This window comes from Micromonospora humi (assembly GCF_900090105.1).
Classification (GTDB): Bacteria; Actinomycetota; Actinomycetes; order Mycobacteriales; family Micromonosporaceae; genus Micromonospora; species Micromonospora humi.
Genome location: NZ_FMDM01000002.1, coordinates 39682 through 64322 on the forward strand (window position 1 = coordinate 39682; position 24641 = coordinate 64322).

Here is a 24641-nt window from a genome sequence, read left to right on the forward strand (position 1 = left end):
TTCTCCGGACTGTGGGGGCACTGTGTCATGGTTCACATGACCAGTGACGCACAGTACCAAGCGAAACCGCGCGGCATCGAGCAAGGATGCGTCTTGTTCACCCAGAATCGGCTGAACGGATGATCCGGAACCGACCGGACGTCGTGGAAGCGCTCCCACAGGTACCGGTCGATGTGCCCGGCGCACCGCGGTCCTGCCGGTCCCGACTGGTCGAGACCGCCCGGCTGCAGTGGCGCCTCGGCGACGGCGGCGACCCCGCCGACCTGGCCCAACGCTTCCTGGGCGCACACGGCGTACCCGTCGACGACCTGACCCGACCCGGCCGGCACGCGCCCGACGGGGTGTGCGGGGCGGCGCTGTTCCTGTCCGCCGCCGCCGGCGCGTACGCCATCGGCGCGCCGACCGGCGCGCCCACCCCGGTGCCCGCGCTGCCCGACCTGGTCGTGGTCGTCTACCGGCACGCCGAGACGACGCCGCCGCCGCCGACCACGGGCGGCTGGTGGCTGGGGGACTGGCGCGACAGCTGGACCCCCCGCGCGCACGCCGACGCCGTCGAGGCGGTCCGCGCCGCCATCGCCCGCGGCGACGTCTACCAGGTCAACCTCGTCGGGCACGCCACCGCCGGGTACGCCGGCGACCCACGCCCGGCGCTGGCGCGACTCGCCGCGCTGCCCGGCGCCCGCTACGGCGGCACCCTGACCGGGCCCGGCTGGGCGCTGGGCTGCGCCTCCCCGGAGACACTCGTCGCCGTGTCGGGCGGCCGGCTGGTCACCCGCCCGATCAAGGGCACCCGACCGGCCACCGCCGCCGGGCGCCGCGAGCTGCTCACCTCGGCCAAGGAACGCGCCGAACACGTGATGATCGTCGACCTGGAGCGCAACGACCTGGCCCGGGTGGCCCGCACCGGCTCGGTGCGCGTCGACGAGCTGTTCGCCGTACGCCGCTGGTGCGACCTGTGGCAGGCCGAGTCGACCGTGTCCGCGGCGCCCGCCGACGGGCTGGGCCTGGCCGACCTGCTGCGCGCGGTGTGCCCCGGCGGGTCGGTGACCGGCGCGCCCAAGCACGCCGCCCTGGCCCAGGTCGCCGCGCTCGAGCCGGTCGGGCGCGGCGCCGGCATGGGCGCCCTCGGCTGGGTCGCGCCGGACCGGCTCGACCTGGGCCTGACCATCCGCACCGCCGCGGCCGACGCCGACCGGCTGCACCTGTGGGCCGGCGGCGGCATCACCTGGGGCAGCGACCCGGCCGCCGAGGTCGCGGAGGCCGCCGCCAAGGCCGCCCCGGTGCGGGCGCTGCTCGCCGCCGGCTGAGCGCGCCGGCTCAGGCGGCGGCGAACGCGTCCAGCGCGGCGACCACCCGCTCGCCGATGCCGTGCCCGCCGCCGTGGCCGCCGGTCTCGACGATCTCCAGCCGGGCGTCCGGCCAGTCCTGGGTCAACCGCCAGGCGATGTCCGGCGGCCCGCTGACGTCGAGGCGGCCCTGGACCAGCACCCCGGGGATGCCGGCGAGGCGCCCGGCGTCGCGCAGGAGCTGACCGTCGGCCAGGAAACCCAGGTTCGCGAAGTGGTGGGTGACCAGCCGGGCGAACCCGTAGCGGAACACCGGGTCGGCGTAGCGGGGGCTGGGCGTGTGGCCGCCGGCGAGGGAGACGTGCACGTCCTCCCAGGCGCACCAGTCGCGCGCCGCCCGGTCCCGCACCGCCGGGTCCGGGTCGTCGAGCAGCCGGGCGTACGCGGCGGCCAGGTCACCGTCGCGCTCGGCCTCGGGCACCCCGTCGCGGAAACGCGCCCACTCCTGCGGGAACACCCGGCCCATGTCCCGGGTCACCCACTCGATCTCCCGGCGGGTGTTGGCCACCACGCTGAACAGCACCAGCGCGGTGACCCGGCCCGGGTGGGCCTGGGCGTACGCCAGCGACAACGCCGAACCCCACGACGCGCCGCACAGCAACCACCGCTCGACGCCCAGGTGCGCGCGCAGCGCCTCCATGTCGGCCACCAGGTGCCCGGTGGTGTTCGTCGACAGGTCGGTGGCCGGGTCGGCCGCCGACGGGGTGCTGCGCCCGCAGCCGCGCTGGTCGAACAGCACGATCCGGTAGGCGTCCGGGTCGAACAGGTGGCGCCACCCCGCGCCGGCGCCGGAGCCGGGGCCGCCGTGCACCACCAGCGCCGGCCGCCCGTCGGGGTTGCCGCAGGTCTCCCAGTACACGCGCTGGCCGTCACCGACGTCCAGGTGACCCGACGCGTACGGCTCGATCGGTGGATACATGTCCGCGGTCCTCCCCGACACCGGATACAACAGCGCTGTTACATTAGCGGACGTGACCGCCCCCGACCGCGACGCCCTCGGCACCCTGCTGCGCCACGTCCTGGACACCCTCGACGCCGACGTCGCCGCCGTGCACGCCCGCCTCGGCCTCACCGACTACCGGCCCCGCTACTCACCCGTGCTGCGCGTGCTCGTCGCCGACGGGCCGCTACCCATCCGCGACCTGGCCACCCGCGTCGGCGTCACCCACTCCGCCGCCAGCCAGACCGTCGCCGGCATGCGCCACGCCGGCCTGGTCACCCTCACCCCCGGCGCCGACGCCCGGCACCGCATCGTCACCCTCACCGACCGGGCCCGCACCCTGCTACCCGCCGTCGAAGCCGAATGGGCCGCCACCACCGCCGCCGTACGCCGGCTCGACACCGAACTGCCCGTGCCCCTGGCCGACGAGCTGTACGCCGTGCTCGACGCGCTGCGCCGCCGCCCGCTACGCGACCGCATCGCCGACACCGGACTGCTCCCACCCGCCCGGTGACACCCGCGCCCGGTAAGCGACGGATACCCTTCCGGGCATGACTATGCGCCCGATCCGGATCATCGGCGACCCCGTCCTGCGCACCCCCAGCGAACCCGTCACCACCTTCGACGCCGAACTACGCGCCCTCGTGCAGGACCTGATGGACACCCTGCTCGGCGCGCCCGGCCGCGCCGGCGTCGCCGCACCCCAGATCGGCGTCAACACCCAGGTGTTCGTCTACGACGCCGACGGCCACCGCGGCCACCTCGTCAACCCCACCCTGGAGCTGTCCGAAGAACTCCAGGACGACGACGAGGGCTGCCTGTCCATCCCCGGGCTCTACTTCCCGACCCCCCGCGCCCTGCACGCCACCGCCCACGGCCACGACCAGCACGGCGAACCGCTCACCATCACCGGCAGCGGCTTCCTCGCCCGCGCCCTGCAACACGAGACCGACCACCTGCGCGGCCGCCTCTACGTCGACACCCTGCGCGGCGACACCCGCCGCCAGGCACTGCGCGAGATCCGCGCCGGGCGCTTCGACTCACCCAGCCGCGGCCGCTGACCCCACCCGGGACACCAGCGAGAACTCGTCGTAGTCGGCGACCCGGGTGAACCCCACCCGCTCGTACAACCGCACCGCCGCCGTGTTGTCCGCCTTCACGTTCAACACGACGTGCCCCACGCGCTCGCGCAACCGCCCGCACAACGCCGCCACCACCGCCGCGCCCAGACCCCGCCCCCGACACCGCGGCACCGTCGCCACATTGCCCAACGCCGCCACCCCGTACGCCGGCGAGAACACGTGCACCCCCGCCACCGCGACCAGCTCACCGCCGTCGCGCACCCCCACGTACTGCCCCGTCTCCACCATCCGCGCGTCGAACCAGTTCCCCGGATACGCCCGCTCGTAGAACCGCAGCAACTCCGGCAGATCCGCCGCCCCCAACACCTCGCCCGCCGGCGGCACCCCCGCCAGCCGCCCCGGATCCGTCAACGCCATCCGATGGTGCCGCCCACCCGGGACGTGGCCGAACGACCCGGCCAGCGCCCCGATCAGCCCCGGGGACAGGTGCGCGTACAACCGCGCCGGCAACACCGGCGCCACCCGCCTCAGCAACGCCGCCAACGCCGCCACCCGACCCGGCGCCGCGAACGCCAACACCGTCGGCAACTGCACCCCGTGATACAGCAACACCACCTCGTCGCCGGCGCGAAACCACGACGTGAACGGCCAGAAGAAATCGTCCAGATCACCCAACTGGTAGGCGTGCAACACCGGATCCCGCCCCAACAGCCCGGCCAGCACCGCCCGGTCGTGCTCCGCCCGCACCGCCACCTCAGCCCACCACCCACTGGTCGTAGCCCAACCGCGCCACCAACGCCAGCACCACCACCAGCAACACCACCCGCACGAACCCCGCGCCCCGACGCAACGCCATCCGCGCGCCCACCGCCGCCCCCGCCACGTTGCACACCGCCATCGCCGCGCCCAACCACCACCACACGTGCCCGCTCACCCCGAACACCACCAACGCGCCGAGGTTCGTCCCCGCGTTCACCACCTTCGCCATCGCCGAGGCGTGCACGAAATCCGCACCCACCGACGCGGTGAACGCCAACACCAGGAACGTCCCGGTGCCCGGACCGATCAACCCGTCGTACAACGCGATGCCCAACCCGGCCACCAGCACCGCCGCCACCACCCGCGACCGGGTCCGCCGCGACGGCACCGACACCGTGCCCAACCGCGGCCGGGTCACCACGAACACCGCCACCGACACCAACACCACCAACACCACCGGCCGGTACGCCCCCGCCGGCACCGCCCCCGCCAACGCCGCACCCACACCCGCCGTCACCACCGCCAACCCGGCCGCCGGACCCGCCACCGCCCAGTCCAGCTTCGTACGCCGGGCATACGTCACCGCCGCCGTCGACGTGCCGAAGATCGCCGCCAACTTGTTCGTCCCCAACGCCGTCGCCACCGGCACCCCCGGCGCCGCCACCAACAACGCCGGCAACAACACCAGGCCGCCGCCGCCCACCACCGCGTCCACCCAGCCCGCCAACGCGGCCACGCACAGCAACGTCGTCAACGCCCACGCATCCACGCCGCGCATTCTGCCCACCCCGCCGCCACCGGGAAGAACGGCTGTGGCCAGCCTCACCGGCCCCGACGCCGCCGCAACCACATCCCCACGCACGCCACCGCCACGAACACCAGCATCGAACAGCACAGCAGCTTCAGCACCCGGCCAGCCTGCCAGAGCGACGTAGGGTGTGCAGGTGCGCCTGGCCACCTTCAACCTGCTGCACGGCCGCTCCCTCACCGACGGGCTCGTCGACCCCGACCGGCTCACCGCCGCCGTCACCGCCCTCGACGCCGACGTCCTCGCCCTGCAGGAAGTCGACCGCGACCAGACCCGCAGCGGCAAACTCGACCTCACCGCCCTCGCCGCCCGCGCCCTCGACGCCGAACACCACCGCTTCGCCGCCGCCGTCGTCGGCACCCCCGGCGAACAGTTCCGCCCCCTCACCCACGACGACGACGGCCACGGCGAACCCCTCTACGGCGTCGGACTCATCAGCCGCCACCCCGTGCGCACCTGGCACGTCACCCGCCTGCGCGCCGCACCCGTACGCTCACCCATCTACGTCCCCGGCCCCGGCGGCGGACTCGTCCTGCTCCGCGACGAACCCCGCGTCGTGCTCGCCGCCGTCCTCGACACCCCCCACGGCCCCCTCACCGTCGCCGCCACCCACCTGTCCTTCGTCCCCGGCTGGAACATCTGGCAACTGCGCCGCGTCGTGCGCGCCCTGCGCGCGCTGCCCGCCCCCCGGATCCTGCTCGGCGACCTCAACCTCCCCGCCGGCCCCGCCGCCGCGCTCACCCGCTGGCGGCCCCTCGCCCGCCGCGCCACCTACCCGGCCGGACAACCCCGCGTCCAACTCGACCACGTCCTCGCCGACCCCCACCACCTCGACCGGCTCCCACCCGTCACCGCCGTCGACACGCCGCTGGCCACCATCTCCGACCACCGGCCCCTCGTCGTCGACCTCGGCTGAGACCTCACCCCAACCCGGTCTGCCGCTGCGCCGCCCGCACCGCGTTACGGAACAACATCGCCACCGTCGTCGGACCCACCCCACCGACCCGTGGCGTGATCGCCCCCGCCACCCGGGCACACGACTCGTCCACGTCCGGCAGCAACCGCCGTCCCTCGTAGCGCACCCCGCCACCGACCACCACCGCACCCGGACGCACATGCTCCGGCCGCACGATCCCCGGCACCCCCGCCGCCGCGACCAGGATCTCCGCCCGCCGCGTGTACCGGGGCCAGTCCGCGACCCCGGTGTGCACCACCGTCACCGCCGCGTTCGCCGTCGGCCGCTTCTGCGCCAACAACATCGCCAACGGTCGACCCAACGTCGCACCCCGACCCAGCACCACCACCTCCCGGCCCGACACCGGCACCCGGTGGAACGCCAACAACGCCTCGATCCCCGCCGGCGTACACGGCAACGGCCCCGGCAACCCCAACGCCAACCGACCCATGTTCACCGGATGCATCCCGTCGACGTCCTTGTCCGGATCCACCTCGGCCAACGCCCGGTCGTAGTCCAGGCCCCCCGGAATCGGATGCTGCACCAACACCCCGTGCACCCCGGAATCGGCGTTGAAGTCCGCCACCACCGCGTGCAGATCCGCCTGCGACGCCGACGCCGGCAGATGCACGTGCGGCGACGCGAACCCCAACTCCGCCGCCTGCCGCTGCTTGATCCGGATGTAACCCGCGCTCGCGTCGTCGTCACCCACCAGCACCGTCGCCAACGCCGGCGTCACCCCCGCCGCCCGCAGCCGCGCCACCGACGCGGCCACCTCGGCCAACACCTCATCCGCCACCGGCCCACCCGGCAACAGCCGCGCGGTCGCACCGGACACCACGGAAACCGACGAAGAAGAAGACATGCGACACCTCGCCCGCGGAGGCCCAGGCGGTCGACCCCCACGACGAGCTCCCCGATGGTTCACCCATCCCCGTGCCGCCAGTCGCGTCCCCCTCAGCCTGCCACAACCCGCCGCGACACCGCATCCACCACGGCCTGCCACGCCGGCAACGACGCCAACACCGCATCCGCCCGACGCCGCCGGTCCACCGCCGACACCACCCGCAGATCCGCCAACACCGCTTCGAACCCCGGCCGCACCACCCGCGCCCGCTCCGGCGCCACCGCCGCCACCACCGCGTCACACCGCGCGTACGTCACCAGCACCCAGAACATCGCCTCCCGGTGCCGCCCCGCCGCCACCAACTCCGCGCCGCCGTCGACCACCACCGGCCGCCCCGCCGCACCCAGATCCGCCCCGAACGCGAAACCCTCCCGCGGCAGCCGCGCCACCTCCTCGAACACCACCGCCAACCCGGCCAGATGCTCCCGCACCCGCCCCGCGTCCACGCCACCGCCGTCCAACGTCGCCAACAACTCCGGATACCGCCCACCCCACCCGTGACCCGCCAACACCTCCGACGCCCGGACGTACCGCCGCCGCACCGTCGGATCCACCAACCCCGCCACCGCCGGCCACACCGCCACCAGCGACGTCGGAAACACCCACGCCAACACCTGATCCGCCAACGGCGCCCGGGCGTCCAGCGCCCGCAACCCGTCCTCCACCCGCCGCCGCACGCCCGCGCACCGCCGCCGCACCCAGACCGGATCCGCGAACCCCGCCGCCACCCGCCGCCGCACCGCGGCCAAGCGCCCCGACGGATCCGCGATCACCCCGTCGGTACGGAACATCGGCGCGAACACCCACGACCCCAACACGTCCTCCGGGCTGCCCAACTGCGCCCAGGTCACCGTGCTGACCTCCAGCAGCACCCCACCGCGGACGAACTTGCCCACCTTCACGCCGGGGGAGTCGCGCACCAGCAGCACGTCCACGTCCGACGACACCGGCAACACCGCATCGTCCGGCAACCCCACCGTCGACCCGCTGAACACCGCCCCCTCGATCGACGGATCGACCCGCATCCGCTCCCGCACCCAGTCCACCGCCACCGCCCGCGCCGCACCCACCCGCATCCGGGCGATCCTGCCAGCCCGACATCCACGCGGCAGGGTCAGGCGGGGGAGAGGCGGAAGACCGGCCAACCGATCTCGGTACGCCAATCCGCCGGCACGTCGGTGTCCCGCGGCCCCACCAGGTACGTCTCCCGGACCGGCCCGTCGACGGCCAGCGCGTGCCCGACCACCCACGCCCCGAGCCGCCCGTACGTCACGTCGATGTCATCGTGCGGCCCGCGGTGCACGGCAACCGCGAACTCCGCCGCCGGCAGGTCGACCACCTCGACCCGCCCCGACGGACGCGGGTCACGCACCGGCCGGTACACCACCACCGCACCGACGCCACCGGTGAACAACTCGTTCGCGTACTGCCCGCCCGGCGGCCCGGTCCGCTCGCCCACCGGACACGCCGCGTCCAACTCGGCCATCGCACCGTCGTACCAGGCACCGGCCCGCGCCAACTCCACGTCCCCCCGCACACCGGCGACCGCACCCCCGGGCACCGAACGCACCTCGACCGGCGACTCACGGTCCTCCGGCCCCAACAGCCGACGCAGCGCGGCGACCGCCCCGCGGGTGCGCTCCAACGCCTCCTCCAGCCGACGCAGATGCCCCGCGATCAAGGCGGACCGCCGATCCGGGTCGTTCGTCGCCAGGATCGCCTTCACCTCGACCAACGGCACATCCAACTCACGCAGTCGGTGGATCACCTGCGCCGCCGGGATCTGCTCCGTAGCGTAGTAGCGGTAACCGGTGAACGGATCCACTGTCTCCGGCTCCAACAGACCGGCCTCGTGGTAACGACGCAACGTCCGCACACTCAGGTGGGTGAGCGTCGCGAACTCACCGATCGTCAGGCCCCTGCGCATGCCCCTCACTCTGCACCCTCCCCCCACGAGAGAGTCGACGACTTGACCCTCTCCCGACGAGAAACCTCACCGTGGGCACATGAACGCAACCGACTGGAACCAGGCAAGCCCGATCGCACCCGACGAACTACCGGCCACGATCACCCGATACCTCACCGCGCACCAGGCGCGCGACCTCGACGCCGCCGTCGCGCTCCTCACGCCCGACGCGGCGGTCACCGACGAAGGCCGCACCCACCAGGGACCCGAGCAGATCCGCGCCTGGCTGTCCCGATCGACAGGCGAATACACCTACACCACCGCACTCACCGCCGCCGCCAAGACCGACGACCAGCACTACGACGCCGTGCACCACCTCGAAGGCGACTTCCCCGGCGGCACTGCCGACCTGCACTTCCGATTCACCCTCCGCAACGGGCTGATCGCCCGCCTGGTGATCGAGCCGTGACCGCCCCGACGGCGAGGACCTGGTTCATCACCGGCGGCAGCCCTGGCGGATTCGGAATGGCCTACGCCGAAGCCGCCCTCGACGCCGGCGACCGGGTGGTGCTCACCGCCCGACGCACCGAACCGCTGCGCGACTGGGCGGACACCCAGCCGGACCGGACCCTCGTCCTGCCGCTGGACGTGACCGACCCCGCCCAGGCGCGACAGGCCGTCGCCACCGCCGAGGCGCGATTCGGCGGCATCGACGTGCTGGTCAACAACGCCGGACGCGGCTGGTACGGATCCGTCGAGGGCACCCCCGACTCCGACGTACGACACATGTTCGAACTGAACTTCTTCGCCGTCCTGACGGTCACCCGCGCAGCCCTGCCCGGCATGCGCGCCCGCGGCACCGGCTGGATCGTCACCATGTCCTCCGCCGCCGGCCTGCGCGCGGTCACCGGATTCGGCTACTACAGCGCCGCCAAACACGCGATCGAGGGACTCACCGACGCGCTGCGCGACGAAGTGGCCCCCCTCGGCATCCGCGTCCTGACCGTTGAACCCGGAGCCTTCCGCACCCAGGCCTACGCCGGCTTCGCCGACGAGCCGACGCGCGACACCATCGACGACTACCAGCCGATGCTCCAGCAGGTCCGCACCGCGATGATCGACCAACACGGCGCCCAACCCGGCGACCCCCGGCGCGGCGCCCGCGCCGTCGTCGAGGCGATGAACCAGGACCCACCACCACACCGGCTCGTCCTCGGCGGCGCCGCGTTCGACGCGGTCACCGCCACCCTCACCGAGAGGGCAGCCGACATCCGGGCCAACGAGCGCCTCTCCCGCGCCGCCGACTTCCCGACCACCCCGCCGACGCCACGCTAGAGACCGGACAGCCCCGACAACGCGCGATTCGTGCGGTTCGCCGCCACCGCCGCCCGCTGCTGACCCGCCGTCACCTCGATGTACGTCTGCGACGACGCCAACGACGCGTGCCCCAGCAACCGCATGATCTCCGCCGCGCCCGCCCCGTCCTCCGCCAACCGGGTCGCGAACGTGTGCCGCAACGCGTGCAACCGCGCCCCCCGAGGCACCCGGTCACCGACGCCCGCCCGCCGGTAACACGACTCCACCAGATACTGCAGGCCACCGCGACGCAACGGCTCACCCGCCCGGTCCACCAGGAACGGCCCGTCCGGCCGCACGCTGCGCCGCCCGAACCGCAACCGCCGGCTCTGCAGATAACCGGTCAACACCCGGTCCACGCCCACCTCGATCGGCACCGTCCGCGGCCGACCGCCCTTGCCCGCCACGTCGACGCGCCGCTCACCGTCGCGCCCGGCCACCGACGACACCCGCAACGCCAGCAGCTCCGACAGGCGCAACCCGGCACACAGCGCCAGCGCCAGCACCGCCAGGTCCCGCTCCGGCCACGGGTCACGCTGCCGGCCCTCGGCCCGCGCCACCGCCGCCAGCAACTCCTCCGGGGTGTCCTCGCCGCGCAGCGGCTTGGGCCGGGGGAGCGGCGTGCGGGGCCGCCCCACCGCCGGCATCGGATTTCCGGGTACGACGCCCTCGGCCACCAGGAACGTGAAGAAGCTGTTCCAGGTGGACCAGGCGCGGTGGACGGAGGCTGCGGCGCGGGGGGCGGCGAAGCGGGCGAACGCCGCGCGCATCACCCGGGGGGACAGGTCGCCCACCGGCAGCCGGTCCGGGGGGAGGGGAGTGGCGTCGTCGCCGTCCGCCGCGACCAGCGCCGCCACCGCGTTGAGGTCCCGCCGGTACGCGGCGAGGGTGTGGGGGGAGGGCTTGCGGGTGGCCCGGGCGGTCAGGAACTCCTCGATCAACGTTACTACCATTTCGTCCGGTTTGTCATGCATAAGAGATATTATGCATGATTCTCGCGTTCCCGCCAGTGATCGCTGCGGGGGAGAGCGGCCGAAAAGCGCTTGCCGCGCCCCGCAGACTGGGCCCCATGGTGGAGATCGACGAGACGCTCGTCCGCACCCTCGTCGCCGAACAGTTCCCGCGCTGGGCGCACCTGCCGGTGACCGCCGTGGCCCGGCAGGGATGGGACAACCGGACCTTCCACCTCGGCGACGAGCTGCTGGTCCGACTGCCCAGCGCCGAGGGCTACGTGCCCGGCATCGCCAAGGAGGACCACTGCCTGCCGATCCTGGCCCGCCACCTGCCGCTGCCCGTACCCGAACCGGTCGCCACCGGCGCGCCCGGCGCCGGCTACCCGTACCCCTGGTCGGTGCGACGGTGGCTGCCCGGCGACACCCTGGCCGCCACCCGCGACCTCGACCGCGCCGCGGTGGCGCGCGACCTGGGCGGCCTGCTGGCCGCGCTGCGTCGGGTCCCGTCCGTGGGCGGACCCGCCGCCGGCCGGCACTCCGCGTTCCGGGGCTGCCACCCGAGCGTCTACGGCGACGAGGTCGAGCAGGCCCTGGCGGTGCTGGGTGACCGGGTGGACACCGCCGCCTGCCGGGCGGTGTGGGCGCGGGCGCTGACGTCGGCCTGGCCGCACGCGCCGGTGTGGTTCCACGGCGACGTCTCCGCCGGCAACCTGCTCGTCGCGGACGGGCGGCTCACCGCGGTGATCGACTTCGGGCAGTGCGGTGTCGGCGACCCCGCCTGCGATCTGGTGCCGGCGTGGACGTGGTGCGTGGGCGCCGAGCGCGCGGTGTTCTCCGGCGCCGTCGGGTTGCCGGCGGACACGTGGCGGCGGGCGCGCGGCTGGGCGTTGTGGAAGGCGCTGGTGTCGCTCGCGCGGGGGCCGCACGTCGAGCAGGCGCGCGCGTTGGCCGCGGTGCTCGACGATCCGGTGGCGGAGTGAGGTCCGGGGAGGCCCCGATCCGGTTTACTTGACATAATGTAGATTATCGAATCTCGGATGGCGGGCTGGTCGGGGCGGCGGCGTCGGTGCCGGACGCCGCCGCCCCGGGCCTCGCGGGGTCAGGCCCCGACGTAGTCGGCGAGGTGCTCGCCGGTGAGCGTGGACCGGGCGGCCACCAGGTCGGCCGGGGTGCCCTCGAAGACGATCCGGCCGCCGTCGTGTCCGGCGCCCGGGCCGAGGTCGATGATCCAGTCGGCGTGCGCCATGACGGCCTGGTGGTGTTCGATGACGATGACCGACTTGCCGGATTCCACCAGCCGGTCGAGCAGGCCGAGCAGTTGGGCGACGTCGGCCAGGTGCAGGCCGGTGGTCGGCTCGTCGAGGACGTGGATGCCGCCCTTGTCCCCCATCCGGGTGGCGAGCTTGAGTCGTTGCCGCTCCCCTCCGGACAGCGTGGTCAGCGGCTGACCGAGGGTGAGGTAGCCGAGTCCGACGTCGGCGAGGCGGTCCAGGATGGTGTGGGCGGCCGGGGTGCGGGCGTCCCCGGCGCCGAAGAACTTCTCGGCCTCGTTGACCGGCATGGCGAGGACCTCGCTGATGTCGCGGCCACCGAGGTGGTAGTCGAGCACGGCGGCCTGGAACCGTTTGCCCTCGCAGTCCTCGCAGGTGCTGGCGACGCCGGCCATGATGCCCAGGTCGGTGTAGATGACGCCGGCGCCGTTGCAGGTGGGGCAGGCGCCCTCGGAGTTGGCGCTGAACAGGGCGGGTTTGACGCCGTTGGCCTTGGCGAAGGCCTTGCGGATGGGGTCGAGCAGGCCGGTGTAGGTGGCCGGGTTGCTGCGGCGGGAGCCGCGGATGGGGCTCTGGTCGACGCTGACGACGTCGTCGCGGGTGGCCAGGGAGCCGTGGATGAGGGAGCTCTTGCCGGAGCCGGCGACGCCGGTGACGACGACGAGGACGCCGAGGGGGATGTCGACGTCGACGTCGCGCAGGTTGTGGGTGCGGGCGCCGCGCACGGGCAGGGTGCCGGTGGGTGTGCGCGGGGTGTCCTTGAGGGTGGCGCGGTCGTCGAGGTGGCGGCCGGTGGTGGTGTCGCTGGCGCGCAGGCCGGCGACGGTGCCCTGGTAGCAGATGGCGCCGCCGTCGGTGCCGGCGCCGGGGCCGAGGTCGACGACGTGGTCGGCGATGGCGATGGTCTCCGGTTTGTGTTCGACGACCAGGACGGTGTTGCCCTTGTCGCGCAGGCGCAGCAGGAGGTTGTTCATCCGGGTGATGTCGTGCGGGTGCAGGCCGATGGTGGGTTCGTCGAAGACGTAGGTGACGTCGGTGAGCGACGAGCCGAGGTGGCGGACCATCTTGGTGCGTTGGGCCTCGCCGCCGGAGAGGGTGCCGGCGGGTCGGTCGAGGCTGAGGTAGCCGAGGCCGATCTCGACGAAGGAGTCGAGGGTGTCCCCCAGCGCGGTGAGCAGGGGGGCGACGGAGGGTTCGTCGAGGTCGCGGAGCCAGGTGGCGAGGTCGCTGATCTGCATGGCGCAGGCGTCGGCGATGGAGATGCCGTTGATCTTCGAGGAGCGGGCTTCGGGGGCCAGTCGGGTGCCGTCGCAGTCGGGGCAGGTGGTGAAGGTGACGGCGCGTTCGACGAAGGCGCGGATGTGCGGCTGCATGGCGTCGACGTCCTTGGCCAGCATGGATTTCTGGAGGGCGGGGATGAGGCCGGTGTAGGTGACGTTGATGCCCTCGACCTTGATCTTGGTGGGTTCCTTGTGCAGGAGGTCGTGCAGTTCCCGTTCGGTGTAGTCGCGGATGGGTTTGTCGGGGTCGAACATGCCGCTGGCCCGGAAGATGCGGCCGTACCAGCCGTCCATGCTGTAGCCGGGGATGGTGATGGCGCTGTCGTTGAGGCTGCGGTCGGCGTCGTAGAGGACGGTGAGGTCGATGTCGTTGACGTTGCCGCGGCCCTCGCAGCGGGGGCACATGCCGCCGAGGCGGTTGAAGGTGCCTTTCCTGGTCTGGGTCTTGCCGGGGCCGCGGTCGACGGTGATGGCGCCGGCGGCGCGGACGGAGGGGACGTTGAACGAGTAGGCGTTGGGTGGGCCGATGTGGGGTCGGCCGAGGCGGCTGAAGAGGATGCGCAGCATGGCGTTGGCGTCGGTGGCGGTGCCGACGGTGGAGCGGGGGTCGGCGCCCATGCGTTCCTGGTCGACGATGATGGCGGTGGTGAGGCCTTCGAGGATGTCGACCTCGGGTCGGGACAGGGTGGGCATGAAGCCCTGGACGAACGCGCTGTAGGTCTCGTTGATGAGGCGTTGCGACTCGGCGGCGATGGTGCCGAAGACCAGTGAGCTCTTGCCGGAGCCGGAGACGCCGGTGAACACGGTGAGGCGGCGTTTGGGCAGTTCGACGTCGACGTCGCGCAGGTTGTTCTCGCGGGCGCCGTGGACGCGGATGACGTCGTGGCTGTCGGCGTGGGCCGTGGTCATGGGTTCTCCGTCCGGTGGGGTTCAGTCCAGCCAGCGGCCGTGGCGCATGAGCGTGCGGCCGGGCATCTCGTCGACCTCGCGCCAGGCTTGGACGCGGTGGGGTCGGATGCGGTACCAGCGGTAGGGCGTCAGGGTACGGGGGTCGAAGCCGGTGCGGGTGGCGAACCGCTCCCCTCGTTCGTCGGGCAGTGCGTCGAGGTCGAGGGTTTCGACGTGGCCGTCGATCATGACGACGTCGCGGGTGTGGCCGAGGGCGATGCGGGCGCGACCGCCGGCGAGGTTGCGGCCGGTGGGGCTGTCGGCCTCGGTGGCGAGCAGCAGGGTGTGGCCGTCCCAGTGGAAGGACAGCGGTACGAGGTGGGGGGTGCCGTCGGTGTCTGCGCTGGCGACCCAGCAGTCGATGTCGTGTTCGAGGCGGTGGGTGGTGTCGTGGCGGCGTTGGCCGCGGGTGCGGGGGGTGTCGGTCACCGTGGACGGGTTTCAGGGGCGCTGGTTGATGCGGATGAGGTTGCCGGTGGGGTCGCGGAAGGCGCAGTCGCGTACGCCGTAGGGCTGGTCGGTGGGTTCCTGGACGACGTCGGCGCCGCTGGCCTGGAGGCGGTCGAACAGGGCGTCGAGGTCGTCGGTGGCGAGGGTGAGCGCGCCGTAGCTGCCCTTGGCGATGAGTTCGTGGATGGTGCGGCGTTCGTCGTCGGTGATGCCGGGGTCGACGGCCGGGGGGTGCAGGACGATGCCGGTCTCGGGCTGCTCGGGTGGGCCGACGGTGAGCCAGCGCATGGTGTCGCCCTGGCCGACGTCGTTGCGCAGGTCGAAGCCGAGGGTGTCGCGGTAGAAGGCGATGGCGGCGTCGGCGTCGGTGTGGGGCAGGAACGCGTAGTGGATGGTGATCGTCATGGTGGTCACGCTAGTGGGGGTGGCGTGGGTCGGGCTTCTCGATTCCTGACCGGTCTGGTGGCCTGTTTGGTGAGGCAGGTGGGTGGTTCGGGGGTGCCGGGTGCGTGGCGGGCGCGGTAGGCGCTGGGTGGTTCGCCGACGAGTTCGGTGAAGCGGGTGCTGAAGGTGCCCAGGGACTGGCAGCCGACGGCGAAGCAGACGTCGGTGACGGTGAGGTCGCCGCGGCGCAGCAGGGCCATGGCGCGTTCGATGCGGCGGGTCATGAGGTACGCGTACGGGGATTCGCCGTAGGTCTGGCGGAACTGGCGGCTGAGGTGGCCGGCGGACATGTGTTCGCCGCGGGCGAGTGCTTCGACGTCGAGGGGTCGGGCGTACTCGCGGTCGATGCGGTCGCGCACGCGGCGCAGCCGGGTGAGGTCGCGCAGGCGTTGGGCGAACGCGGGGTCGTCGGGGTGCACGGGTGCATCTTCGCTGCTGGGTCGGGTCGTCGGCCACCTTCTGGGCCGGCGTTTCGACGGTGGTCGGCGGGTGCGGGGTGGGTGGGCCCCCGCACCCGGTCGGGGTGGGTCAGCGCAGGCGGCGGGCGGTGAAGCGGGTGGGTGGGTCGGCGATGGCGTCCTGGGCGGCGACGAGTTGCAGTTCGCGGGTGCCGGCGGCGAGGGTGGCCTCCAGCACCGCGAAGATCGAGTTGGTGGTGTGTTCGAGTGCGGTCTGCGGTGAGCCGGTGGTGGCGAGGTGGGCCAGGTAGAGGGCGGCGGTGACGTCGCCGCCGCCGTTGGGGCTGATGGGCAGCAGTGGGGTGGTGACGGCCCAGGCGCCGTGGGAGGAGACGGCGACGACCTCGAGGTGGTCGGCGGGCAGGTCGCCGTGCAGGACGCTGGTGACCAGGACGTGTTCGGGGCCGGTGGCGCGCACGGTGTCGACGGCGGCGAGCAGGTCGTCGAGGGTGTCGGTGCGGCGGCCGGCGAGGAATTCCAGCTCGAACTGGTTGGGCGTGACGATGTCGGCGCGTGGGACGACGGTGTCGCGCAGGTATTCGGGGATGCCGGGGCGGACGAACATGCCGCGCCCGACGTCACCCATGACCGGGTCGCAGCAGTAGAGCGCGGCGGGGTTGGCGTTCTTGACCTGGGTGACGGTGTCGAGGATCACCGCGCCGACGGCGGGGTCGCCCTGGTAGCCGGAGAGCACGGCGTCGGCGGTGCCGAGCACGCCGCGGTCGGCGATGCCGGCGATGACCTCGGCGACGTCGGTGGGGGCGAGCAGCGGGCCGCGCCATGCGCCGTAGCCGGTGTGGTTGGAGAAGTGCACGGTCAGCACCGGCCACACCTCGTGCCGCAGGCGTTGCAGCGGGAACACGGCGGCGGAGTTGCCGACGTGGCCGTAGGCGACCGAGGACTGGATGGACAGGATCTTCACCGGCCCATCGTCGCATCCCGGCGGGTGGTCACGCTCAGTGGTCGTCGGGCGACGGGCGGGGGTAGCGTCGACCGCTCGGCTCAGGGTTTCGACCGCCGGGCGCGTCGCGGGTTTGGGCGCAGCGTGCGCTGGGGGCATGAAGCGAGGGGTTCTCGCCATCTGGACGGAGGAAGCACTGATGCTTTCCGCACTCGATCGTCGGAAGACCATCGCTCCGCCGGGGTACAGCCGCTGGCTGATCCCGCCGGCGGCGCTGGCGATCCATCTCTGCATCGGGCAGGTCTACGCGACCAGCGTGTACAAGAACTCCCTGATCGCGCACTTCGACACCGGGCAGACGGCGATCGGCGTGATCTTCAGCATCGCGATCGTGATGTTGGGGTTGTCGGCCGCGGTGGCCGGGACCTGGGTGGAGGCGAACGGGCCGCGTAAGGCGATGTTCGTCTCGGCGTGTTTCTGGGCGGCCGGGTTCCTGGTGGGTGCGCTGGGTATCGCGACCTCGCAGCTGTGGCTGCTGTACCTGGGGTACGGGGTGTTGGGCGGCATCGGGCTGGGGATCGGGTACATCTCCCCCGTCTCCACGTTGATCAAGTGGTTCCCGGACCGGCCGGGCCTGGCCACCGGCTTGGCGATCATGGGCTTCGGTGGCGGGGCGATGGTGGCCTCTCCCCTGTCCCGGCAGCTGCTGTCGTTCTTCGACTCCGGGTACGACCCGTCGAACAGCGGGTCGACGGCGTCGGGTTCGGCACTGGTGTGGCTGTTCGTCACGCTCGGTGTCGGCTACTTCGCGATCATGATGTTCGGGGTGTTCAACGTGCGGGTGCCGGCGCCGGACTGGCGCCCGGCCGGGTTCGACCCGTCGACGGTGGCGAAGAAGCCGCTGGTGACCACCGCGAACGTGTCGGCGGCCAACGCGGTGAAGACGCGCTCGTTCTGGCTGCTGTGGGTGGTGCTGTTCTGCAACGTGACCGCGGGCATCGGCATCCTGGAGCAGGCCAGCCCGATGATCCAGGACTTCTTCCGGGACAACGGCACCTCGGCGGTGTCGGTGGCGGCGGCCGGCGGTTTCGTCGGGTTGCTGTCGCTGTTCAACATGGCCGGCCGGTTCGTCTGGTCCTCGACGTCGGACGTGATCGGCCGTAAGCCGATCTACGTGGTGTACCTGGGTGTCGGGCTGGTGCTGTACCTGCTGCTGGCCTTGTTCGGGCAGAGCGCGACGGCGCTGTTCGTGCTGCTGGCCTGCGTGATCCTGTCGTTCTACGGCGGCGGGTTCGCGACCGCGCCGGCGTACCTGCGGGACCTGTTCGGCACGTTCGAGGTGGGCGCGATCCACGGCCGGCTGCTGACCGCGTGGTCGGCGGCGGGGGTGGCCGGGCCGCTGATCGTCAACGCGTTCCTCGACGCGCAGGGCGAGCCGGGTTCGCTGACCGCGTCGGCGTACCGGCCGGCGCTGTTCACGATGGTCGGGGTGCTGGCGGTGGGGCTGTTGGCGAACCTGCTGATCCGGCCGGTGCCGCAGCGGTTCCACGAGCCGGCGTCGGGCCGGGACGAGATGGCGGACGGACAGCCGGTGACGGCGGACAGGAGCGGATCGTGAACGAGGAGCGCAGCGGCGGCGGGCAGCAGGTCCGCCTGGTGGTGTCGTGGCTGGTGGTGGCCGTCCTGTTGGGGTACGGCGTGGTGCAGACGCTGATCACGGCGGCGAAGCTGTTCACGAACTGACGACGGTGGTGGCGGTCCGGGGGTCCTCCCCCGGGCCGCCGCCGTCTCTACAGGCCGCCGGCGACGCGCAGGACCGCGCCGGTGGTGTAGGAGGCGTCCGGGCCGAGCAGGTGCGCGATCGCGCCGGCGACCTCGTCGGGTTCACCGGCGCGGCCCAGCGGGATCCGGCCGGCGGCGCGGTCGGGGCGGTCCGGCACGCCGGATCGGGCGTGGATGTCGGTGCGGATGATGCCGGGGGCGACCGCGTTGACCCGGATGCCGCGCGGCGCGAGTTCCTTGGCCAGGCCGACGGTGAGGGTGTCGGTGGCGGCCTTGACGGCGGCGTAGTGGATGTACTCGCCGGGGCTGCCGAGGGTCGCGGCGGCGGAGGAGACGTTGACGATCGCGCCCCCGGCGCCCATCCGGCGGGCGGCCTGCTGGGCGCAGAGCACGTAGCCGACGAGGTTGACGTCGACGACCTCGCGCAGGTCCTCGGCGCGCAGGTCGGTGAAGGGGCCGATCGGGCTGGTGACGCCGGCGTTGTTGACCAGGCCGGTGAGTGGGCCGAGCTGGTCGGCGGCGGCGAAGAGCCGGTGGACCTGCTCGGGGTCGCAGGTGTCGGCGGCGACGGTGACGGCGCGGCGGCCGGCGGCGCGCACGTCGGCGGCGACGGCCGTGGCGGCGGCGTGGTCGGTGCGGTAGCCGAGGACGAGGTCGTGCCCGTCGGCGGCGAGCCGGCGGGCGGTGGCCGCGCCGATGCCGCGCCCGCCGCCGGTGACGATGGTGACCCAGGTCAATGTGTTCTCCCCTGCCCCGGTGGTGGAGGCGACGTTACCGTGGGCGGGACCACCGGGGACGGAGAGGACGGTCACATGGGGCGGGCGTTGGTGCTGGGCGGCGGCGGGGTCACCGGGGTGGCCTGGGAGCTGGGCGTGCTGGCCGGGCTGGCCGCACGCGGGTTGCCGCTGGACGAGGCGGACCTGGTGGTGGGGACGTCGGCCGGGTCGGTGGTCGGGGCGCAGGTGCGTTCGGGCACGCCGCTGGCCGAGCTGTACGAGGCGCAGCTGCGGCCGCCGCGCGACGAGCTGCCGGCGCGGCTCGGCCTGGGGGTGCTGGCGCGCTGGGCGTGGGCCGGCAGTTGGGGTCGGGACGCGGCGCGGGCCAGGGCGCGGGTCGGCGCGATGGCGTTGTCGGCGCGTACCCCGTCGGAGCAGTCACGGCGCGCGGTGATCGCGGCGCGGTTGCCGTCGTCGCAGTGGCCTGCGGCGCGGCTGTTGGTGACCGCCGTGGACGCGGCCTCCGGCGAGTTCGTGGTGTTCGACGCCGACGCCGGGGTGCCGCTGGTGGACGCGGTCGGTGCCAGTTGCGCGGTGCCCGGCGTCTGGCCGCCGGTGACGATCGGTGCGCGCCGCTACGTCGACGGCGGGGTCCGCTCACCGGTGAACGCCGACCTGGCCGCCGGGTACGGGCAGGTGGTGGTGCTGGCGCCGACGGTCGCGGCGGTGGGACCCGCACCGCGGCTGCCGGCGCAGGTCGCGGCGCTGCGGGAGGCGGGGGCGCGGGTGGCCGTGGTGTCGCCGGACCGCGCGGCCCGCACGGCGATCGGCCGTAACGTGCTGGACCCGGCGCGGCGGGCGGCGTCGGCGCGGGCCGGGTTCGCGCAGGCCGCGGCGGTGGCCGATGAGGTGGCGGCCGTCTGGGCGTGACGGGTGGCCGGCAGCGCCGACGGCGGGTGCGCGGTCGTCGGGTCACGACCCCGGGTGCTGCTGGCGCAGGCGCGCGAGCCGCCGGTTGAGATAGCGCTGTTCGGGGAGGCTGTCGGTCAGGCGGGCGGCGGTGCGGTAGTGCGCGGCGGCCGCCGCCGGGTCGCCGACCAACTCCAGCAGGTGGGCGCGCACCGCGTGCAACCGGTGGTGGCGGCGCATCGCCGGGTCGGCGAGCAGCGGGTGGAGCAGGGCCAGGCCGAGGTCCGGGCCGTGCGCCATGGCCACGGCGACGGCCTGGTTGAGCGTGACGAACGGGGTGGGGGCGACCCGGTTGAGCATGTCGTAGAGGATGCTGATCTGGAGCCAGTCGGTGGCCTCGACCGTGGGTGCCTCGGCGTGCACGGCGGCGATGGCCGCCTGGAGTTGGTAGCGGCCCACCGGGCCGTGGGGCAGGGCCTGGCCGAGCAGCGTGACCCCTTCCGCGATGAGGTCGCCGCGCCAGCGCGAGCGGTCCTGCTCGGCGAGCGGTACGAGGTCGCCGGCGGCGTCGGTGACCGGGCGTGGGTGAGCAGCATCAGCGCCAGCGCTCATGATGACGTACTTCACTGTCGTGCCCTCGTCTCGGGCGGCGGCGTCTCCGTCGCTCGCCGGGTACGTCGGAGCCGCCTCGGCGATGTCTACCTATCCTCGTGCCATGAGTAAAGGGTTGAGCGTCGGTGACCTGGTCGAGGATTTCACGTTGCCGGACCAGACGGGCACGCCGCGGCGGCTGTCGGAGTTCCTGGCCGCCGGTCCGGTGGTGCTGTTCTTCTACCCGGCGGCGATGACCCGCGGGTGCACGGCGGAGAGCTGCCACTTCCGGGACCTGGCGGCGGAGTTCACGGCGGTGGGCGCGACCCGGGTGGGGATCAGCCGGGACCCGGTGGACCGGCAGGCGGAGTTCGCCCGCCGGCACGACTTCGACTATCCGCTGCTGTCGGACGTCGACGGCGTGGTCGCGGACGCGTTCGGGGTGCGGCGGCGGCTGCCGCTGGGCGCGTTGAGCACCCGGCGGATGACGTTCGTGATCGGCGCGGACCGGCGGGTGCTGGCGGTGGTGCACAGCGAGCTGAGCATGAACGAGCACGCCGACGCGGCGTTGCGCGCGCTCGGGGGCTGAGCGTGGCGCTGTCGCCCCCGACTGGTATCAAGGCTGCATCAAACAGGTGTACGGAAGAGGGCGTGGCGTGATGGCGGTCCAGGGTTTGTCCACTGACGAGGTCCAGCAGATCCGTGAGTCGTTGGCGGCGGGCCGTAAACCGCGGGTGGTGTTCACCGAGGCGGCCGGGCAGATGGCCGGGCAGCTCGGGCAGGTGGTGGAGCTGACCGACCCGGCGGCGTCGGAGGAGTTCGTGGTGGTGCGTTTCGGCCGCGACGAGTTGCCCTTCTCCCCCGCCGACGTGGCGATCGCCCCCAAGGGCGCCGGGCGTAAGCCGGCCGCCGAGGCGAAGTCGGAGCCGGCGCCGCCGAGCGCGCCGGCGGTCGCGGAGCCGGAGTTCGTGCTGGACACGCCGCGGGTGCCGGCGCCGCGGCGGGAGGAGCCGAAGGTGGAGCAGCAGCAGGCGGTGGAGGCGAAGCCGGCGAAGCGGGCGGTGAAGGCGGCGAAGCCGAAGAGCCCGGCCGGGCTGACGGTGACGCTCGCCTACGCCGAGGGTGAGTGGACGGTCGCCGCGCAGCAGGGCACGAAGGCGCTGGCCCGGCCGTACGTGGTGAAGCCGGCGGAGGCGCTGCGGATGGTGGCGCTGGTGGACGTGCCCGGGGTGCAGGAGGCGGTGGAGCAGATCCTGGCCGCCGAGCGGGCCGAGGCGGAGCAGCAGGCGGAGAAGCTGCGCGCCGAGCTGGCCGAGATCGAGGCGCGGCTGGCGGAGCTGCGCGAGGCGCGCTGAGCGGGTCCCGGACGCCCCGCGGGGCCGGTGCGACCCCCTCGCACCGGCCCCGCGTACCCCTGCGCCCACAGGTCCATCAGTGTTGCGGAATGTTCTGTACCCCGATTCGGCGGCGGAACACCCAGTAGGTCCAACCTTGGTAGGCGAGCACGATCGGGGTGAACACCACCGCCACCCAGGTCATGATCTTCAGGGTGTACGGGGTGGACGCGGCGTTGGTGGCGGTGAGCGTGCCGGCCGCGTCGAGGGTGGACGGCAGCACGTTCGGGAACAGCGCGGCGAACAGGGTCGCCACGGCCAGGGCGATGGCCACCGCGGTGCCGGTGAACGCCCAACCCTCGCGGCGTACCCGGGCCGCGGCGAGGCCGCCGAGCAGGGCGAGCGCGGCGCCGACGGCGAGCACGACGGCGGCGGCGCTGGAGCGGATGGTCAGCGACCAGCCGAGGAACGCCACCGCGGCCACGGCGGTGCCGGCGCCGAGCTTGACGGCGAGGGCGCCGGCACGCTCGCGGATGTCGCCGGTGGTCTTGAGCGCGAGGAACACCGCGCCGTGGGTGAGGAACAGCCCGAGCGTGGTCAGGCCGCCGAGCAGCGCGTACGGGTGCAGCAGGTCGAGCAGGCCGCCGACGTACTCGTGGTCGGCGTCCAGCGGCACGCCCCGGAAGATGTTGGCGAACGCCACGCCCCACAGCACGGCCGGCACCGCCGAACCCCAGAAGATCGCCTGGTCCCAGCGGCGTTTCCAGGACGCCTCGGGGCGCTTGTGCCGGTATTCGAAGGCCACCCCGCGGGCGATCAGGGCGAGCAGGATGAGCAGCAGCGGCAGGTAGAAGCCGGAGAACAGGGTGGCGTACCACTCGGGGAACGCGGCGAACATGGCGCCGCCGGCGGTGATCAGCCACACCTCGTTGCCGTCCCACACCGGGCCGATGGTGTTGATCAGGACGCGGCGTTGCCGGTCGTCGCGGCCGAGCACGGGCAGCAGCATGCCGACGCCGAAGTCGAAGCCTTCGAGGATGAAGTAGCCGGTGAAGAGCACGGCGACGAGGAGAAACCAGACGGTCGTCAGTTCCACGGTGGGCTCCGGGTCAGTAGGCGAACGCGAGCGGGCGCTCGGCGTCGTCGGTGTCGTCGTCGGCGGGTTCGTCGCTGACGTCGGGTACGCCGGCGCGGGCGTAGCGGACCAGCAGCTTGAACTCGATCACCGCGAGGGTGGCGTAGATGAGGGTGAAGGCGGTGAACGAGGTGAGCACCTCGGTCAGGGAGACGCTGCGGGAGACGCCGTTGCGGGTGAGCATCTCGCCGAAGACGATCCAGGGCTGGCGGCCCATCTCGGTGAAGATCCAGCCGAAGGAGTTGGCCAGCAGCGGCAGCACCGGCATGACCAGGCCGGCGCGCAGCAGCCACTTGCTGCTCGGGGTGCGGCCCTTGCGCTGGCTCCACAGCACGAGCAGGGCGATCGCGGCGGCGGCCAACCCGAAGCCGATCATGAAGCGGAAGCTCCAGTAGGTGACCGGGATGATCGGGGCGTAGTTGCCGGGGCCGTACTGGCTGGCGTACTGGGCCTGCAGGTCGTTGATGCCCTGCACGGTGCCGTGGGGGTCGCCGGTGCCGAGGAACGACAGCAGGTACGGGATCTTGAGGGCGAAGACCTCGCGGCTGCCGTCGAGGCTGCCGACGGTGAGCACGGAGAACGAGGCGGGGCTCTCGGTGGTGTAGAGGCCCTCGGCGGCGGCCATCTTCATCGGCTGCACCTCGGTCATGATCTTGCCTTGGATGTCGCCGGTGAGCACCACGAGCGCCGAGGAGACCAGCACCACCCAGGAGCCGAATTTCGTGGCGAAGCGGTAGGCGCCGGTGTCGGCGCTGCCGCGGTTGCGCATCACGTGCCACAGCCCGACGGTGACCACCAGGGACCCGGCGACCAGGAACGACCCGGCGAGGGTGTGCGGGAAGGTGACCAGGGCGACCTTGTTGGTGAGCACGGCGACGAAGTCGGTCAGCTCGGCGCGGCCGCTGTCCGGGTTGATCCGGAAGCCGACCGGGTTCTGCATGAACGAGTTCGCGGCGAGGATGAAGTAGGCCGACAGGTTGGTGCCGATCGCGGCGGCCCAGATCGCGGCCAGGTGCAGCCGCTTGGGCAGCCGGTCCCAGCCGAAGATCCACAGGCCGATGAACGTGGACTCCAGGAAGAACGCGACGAGCGCCTCGATCGCCAGCGGCGCGCCGAAGATGTCGCCGACGAAGCGGGAGTAGTCGCTCCAGTTCATGCCGAACTGGAACTCCTGCACGATGCCGGTGACCACCCCCATCGCGAAGTTGATGAGGAAGAGCTTGCCGTAGAACTTGGTGAGCTTGAGGTAGCGCTCGTTGCCGGTGCGGTGCCACATCGTCTGCAGGATGGCGACCAGCACGGACAGGCCGATGGTCAGCGGCACGAACAAGAAGTGGTAGACGGTGGTGACACCGAACTGCCAGCGGGCGACGTCCAACGCGTCCACCTTGAGACCCCCAGCCTTCGTAC

General features: G+C 72.9%; 28 protein-coding genes and 1 riboswitch. Of the genes, 12 read left to right on the forward strand and 16 right to left on the reverse strand.

Annotation, left to right across the window (positions count from 1 at the left end; translation table 11 throughout):
- Nucleotides 1–119 precede the first annotated feature (119 nt).
- On the forward strand, nucleotides 120–1307 hold the full coding sequence (locus GA0070213_RS03245; RefSeq protein WP_091056888.1) for a chorismate-binding protein: 1188 nt from the start codon (nucleotides 120–122) through the stop codon (nucleotides 1305–1307).
- 10 nt (nucleotides 1308–1317) lie between these two features.
- Here GA0070213_RS03245 and pip read toward each other — a convergent pair whose 3' ends face one another.
- Nucleotides 1318–2265: a prolyl aminopeptidase gene (pip, locus tag GA0070213_RS03250; protein ID WP_091056892.1), complete on the reverse strand. Its 948-nt coding sequence runs from the start codon at nucleotides 2263–2265 to the stop codon at nucleotides 1318–1320.
- A gap of 52 nt (nucleotides 2266–2317) precedes the next feature.
- Between pip and GA0070213_RS03255 the strand changes: the two genes are divergently transcribed.
- Together GA0070213_RS03255 and def are read left to right on the forward strand one after the other, a co-directional pair.
- A complete protein-coding gene (locus GA0070213_RS03255; RefSeq protein WP_217628576.1) occupies nucleotides 2318–2800 on the forward strand; it encodes a MarR family winged helix-turn-helix transcriptional regulator in 483 nt (160 codons plus the stop codon).
- Between the two features lie 37 nt (nucleotides 2801–2837).
- Nucleotides 2838–3347, forward strand: a complete 510-nt coding sequence (def, locus tag GA0070213_RS03260) for a peptide deformylase (protein WP_091056898.1) — start codon at nucleotides 2838–2840, stop codon at nucleotides 3345–3347.
- Here the strand turns inward: def and GA0070213_RS03265 are convergent.
- Complete coding sequence (locus GA0070213_RS03265) at nucleotides 3327–4121, reverse strand: GNAT family N-acetyltransferase (RefSeq protein ID WP_091056902.1); 795 nt, start codon at nucleotides 4119–4121, stop codon at nucleotides 3327–3329. The genes def and GA0070213_RS03265 overlap by 21 nt on opposite strands.
- Nucleotide 4122: 1 nt before the next feature.
- Nucleotides 4123–4905 (reverse strand): sulfite exporter TauE/SafE family protein, encoded by a 783-nt coding sequence (locus tag GA0070213_RS03270; RefSeq protein WP_091056906.1) that lies wholly within the window; start codon nucleotides 4903–4905, stop codon nucleotides 4123–4125.
- Nucleotides 4906–5071: 166 nt separating this feature from the next.
- Between GA0070213_RS03270 and GA0070213_RS03275 the strand changes: the two genes are divergently transcribed.
- Nucleotides 5072–5851 carry an endonuclease/exonuclease/phosphatase family protein gene (locus GA0070213_RS03275; protein ID WP_091058475.1) on the forward strand — a complete coding sequence of 260 codons (780 nt, stop codon included), beginning with the start codon at nucleotides 5072–5074 and terminating at the stop codon, nucleotides 5849–5851.
- Between the two features lie 4 nt (nucleotides 5852–5855).
- Here the strand turns inward: GA0070213_RS03275 and GA0070213_RS03280 are convergent, their stop codons facing one another.
- The 3 genes from GA0070213_RS03280 to GA0070213_RS03290 form a co-directional block, all read right to left on the reverse strand.
- The gene (locus GA0070213_RS03280; RefSeq protein WP_091056909.1) at nucleotides 5856–6755 is read right to left on the reverse strand and encodes a bifunctional 5,10-methylenetetrahydrofolate dehydrogenase/5,10-methenyltetrahydrofolate cyclohydrolase; all 900 of its coding nucleotides are present in this window, start codon (nucleotides 6753–6755) and stop codon (nucleotides 5856–5858) included.
- A gap of 13 nt (nucleotides 6756–6768) precedes the next feature.
- Nucleotides 6769–6850, reverse strand: a riboswitch (ZMP/ZTP riboswitch).
- Complete coding sequence (locus GA0070213_RS03285; RefSeq protein WP_091056912.1) at nucleotides 6848–7873, reverse strand: hypothetical protein; 1026 nt, start codon at nucleotides 7871–7873, stop codon at nucleotides 6848–6850. (Overlaps the previous riboswitch by 3 nt.)
- A gap of 38 nt (nucleotides 7874–7911) precedes the next feature.
- Nucleotides 7912–8724, reverse strand: a complete 813-nt coding sequence (locus GA0070213_RS03290; RefSeq protein WP_091056916.1) for a MerR family transcriptional regulator — start codon at nucleotides 8722–8724, stop codon at nucleotides 7912–7914.
- Between the two features lie 79 nt (nucleotides 8725–8803).
- Between GA0070213_RS03290 and GA0070213_RS03295 the strand changes: the two genes are divergently transcribed.
- Both GA0070213_RS03295 and GA0070213_RS03300 read left to right on the forward strand, forming a co-directional pair.
- A complete protein-coding gene (locus GA0070213_RS03295) occupies nucleotides 8804–9172 on the forward strand; it encodes a nuclear transport factor 2 family protein (protein WP_091056919.1) in 369 nt (122 codons plus the stop codon).
- Nucleotides 9169–10038, forward strand: coding sequence for an oxidoreductase (locus GA0070213_RS03300; protein WP_281182232.1), 870 nt, complete (start codon nucleotides 9169–9171; stop codon nucleotides 10036–10038). The genes GA0070213_RS03295 and GA0070213_RS03300 overlap by 4 nt, the downstream gene beginning before the upstream one ends.
- Here GA0070213_RS03300 and GA0070213_RS03305 read toward each other — a convergent pair.
- On the reverse strand, nucleotides 10035–11033 hold the full coding sequence (locus tag GA0070213_RS03305; RefSeq protein WP_091056927.1) for a tyrosine-type recombinase/integrase: 999 nt from the start codon (nucleotides 11031–11033) through the stop codon (nucleotides 10035–10037). The two genes, GA0070213_RS03300 and GA0070213_RS03305, sit on opposite strands and share 4 nt — an antisense overlap.
- A 95-nt stretch (nucleotides 11034–11128) precedes the next feature.
- Between GA0070213_RS03305 and GA0070213_RS03310 the strand changes: the two genes are divergently transcribed.
- Nucleotides 11129–11992, forward strand: coding sequence for an aminoglycoside phosphotransferase family protein (locus tag GA0070213_RS03310; protein WP_091056930.1), 864 nt, complete (start codon nucleotides 11129–11131; stop codon nucleotides 11990–11992).
- 119 nt (nucleotides 11993–12111) lie between these two features.
- Here GA0070213_RS03310 and GA0070213_RS03315 read toward each other — a convergent pair whose 3' ends face one another.
- The 5 genes from GA0070213_RS03315 to pdxY form a co-directional block, all read right to left on the reverse strand.
- Nucleotides 12112–14472: an excinuclease ABC subunit UvrA gene (locus GA0070213_RS03315; RefSeq protein ID WP_091056934.1), complete on the reverse strand. Its 2361-nt coding sequence runs from the start codon at nucleotides 14470–14472 to the stop codon at nucleotides 12112–12114.
- A gap of 21 nt (nucleotides 14473–14493) precedes the next feature.
- A complete protein-coding gene (locus GA0070213_RS03320; RefSeq protein ID WP_091056938.1) occupies nucleotides 14494–14940 on the reverse strand; it encodes a pyridoxamine 5'-phosphate oxidase family protein in 447 nt (148 codons plus the stop codon).
- 12 nt (nucleotides 14941–14952) lie between these two features.
- On the reverse strand, nucleotides 14953–15366 hold the full coding sequence (locus tag GA0070213_RS03325) for a VOC family protein (RefSeq protein WP_091058478.1): 414 nt from the start codon (nucleotides 15364–15366) through the stop codon (nucleotides 14953–14955).
- A gap of 5 nt (nucleotides 15367–15371) precedes the next feature.
- Nucleotides 15372–15824 carry a helix-turn-helix transcriptional regulator gene (locus GA0070213_RS03330; protein WP_091056941.1) on the reverse strand — a complete coding sequence of 151 codons (453 nt, stop codon included), beginning with the start codon at nucleotides 15822–15824 and terminating at the stop codon, nucleotides 15372–15374.
- 109 nt (nucleotides 15825–15933) lie between these two features.
- Nucleotides 15934–16785, reverse strand: a complete 852-nt coding sequence (pdxY, locus tag GA0070213_RS03335) for a pyridoxal kinase PdxY (protein ID WP_091056944.1) — start codon at nucleotides 16783–16785, stop codon at nucleotides 15934–15936.
- A 178-nt stretch (nucleotides 16786–16963) separates the two neighbouring features.
- Between pdxY and GA0070213_RS03340 the strand changes: the two genes are divergently transcribed.
- Together GA0070213_RS03340 and GA0070213_RS32475 are read left to right on the forward strand one after the other, a co-directional pair.
- Complete coding sequence (locus tag GA0070213_RS03340; protein ID WP_091056947.1) at nucleotides 16964–18382, forward strand: OFA family MFS transporter; 1419 nt, start codon at nucleotides 16964–16966, stop codon at nucleotides 18380–18382.
- Nucleotides 18379–18507, forward strand: coding sequence for an MFS transporter small subunit (locus GA0070213_RS32475; RefSeq protein WP_281182233.1), 129 nt, complete (start codon nucleotides 18379–18381; stop codon nucleotides 18505–18507). Before GA0070213_RS03340 ends, GA0070213_RS32475 begins: the two co-directional genes overlap by 4 nt.
- 47 nt (nucleotides 18508–18554) lie before the next feature.
- Here the strand turns inward: GA0070213_RS32475 and GA0070213_RS03345 are convergent, their stop codons facing one another.
- Nucleotides 18555–19283: an SDR family NAD(P)-dependent oxidoreductase gene (locus GA0070213_RS03345; RefSeq protein WP_091056951.1), complete on the reverse strand. Its 729-nt coding sequence runs from the start codon at nucleotides 19281–19283 to the stop codon at nucleotides 18555–18557.
- Between the two features lie 75 nt (nucleotides 19284–19358).
- On the opposite strand from GA0070213_RS03345, the gene GA0070213_RS03350 reads away from it, so the two are divergent.
- Nucleotides 19359–20192 carry a patatin-like phospholipase family protein gene (locus tag GA0070213_RS03350; protein WP_091056953.1) on the forward strand — a complete coding sequence of 278 codons (834 nt, stop codon included), beginning with the start codon at nucleotides 19359–19361 and terminating at the stop codon, nucleotides 20190–20192.
- A gap of 42 nt (nucleotides 20193–20234) precedes the next feature.
- Here the strand turns inward: GA0070213_RS03350 and GA0070213_RS03355 are convergent, their stop codons facing one another.
- Complete coding sequence (locus GA0070213_RS03355; RefSeq protein WP_425412798.1) at nucleotides 20235–20783, reverse strand: DUF6596 domain-containing protein; 549 nt, start codon at nucleotides 20781–20783, stop codon at nucleotides 20235–20237.
- Nucleotides 20784–20886: 103 nt separating this feature from the next.
- Here GA0070213_RS03355 and GA0070213_RS03360 point away from each other — a divergent pair, with 103 nt between their 5' ends.
- Together GA0070213_RS03360 and GA0070213_RS03365 are read left to right on the forward strand one after the other, a co-directional pair.
- Nucleotides 20887–21351 (forward strand): peroxiredoxin, encoded by a 465-nt coding sequence (locus GA0070213_RS03360; protein WP_281182234.1) that lies wholly within the window; start codon nucleotides 20887–20889, stop codon nucleotides 21349–21351.
- 70 nt (nucleotides 21352–21421) lie between these two features.
- Nucleotides 21422–22117 carry a hypothetical protein gene (locus tag GA0070213_RS03365; protein WP_091056960.1) on the forward strand — a complete coding sequence of 232 codons (696 nt, stop codon included), beginning with the start codon at nucleotides 21422–21424 and terminating at the stop codon, nucleotides 22115–22117.
- A 76-nt stretch (nucleotides 22118–22193) separates the two neighbouring features.
- Here the strand turns inward: GA0070213_RS03365 and cydB are convergent, their stop codons facing one another.
- Nucleotides 22194–23192, reverse strand: coding sequence for a cytochrome d ubiquinol oxidase subunit II (cydB, locus tag GA0070213_RS03370; protein WP_091056964.1), 999 nt, complete (start codon nucleotides 23190–23192; stop codon nucleotides 22194–22196).
- A 13-nt stretch (nucleotides 23193–23205) separates the two neighbouring features.
- Nucleotides 23206–24618: a cytochrome ubiquinol oxidase subunit I gene (locus GA0070213_RS03375; RefSeq protein ID WP_091056967.1), complete on the reverse strand. Its 1413-nt coding sequence runs from the start codon at nucleotides 24616–24618 to the stop codon at nucleotides 23206–23208.
- Nucleotides 24619–24641: the final 23 nt, after the last annotated feature.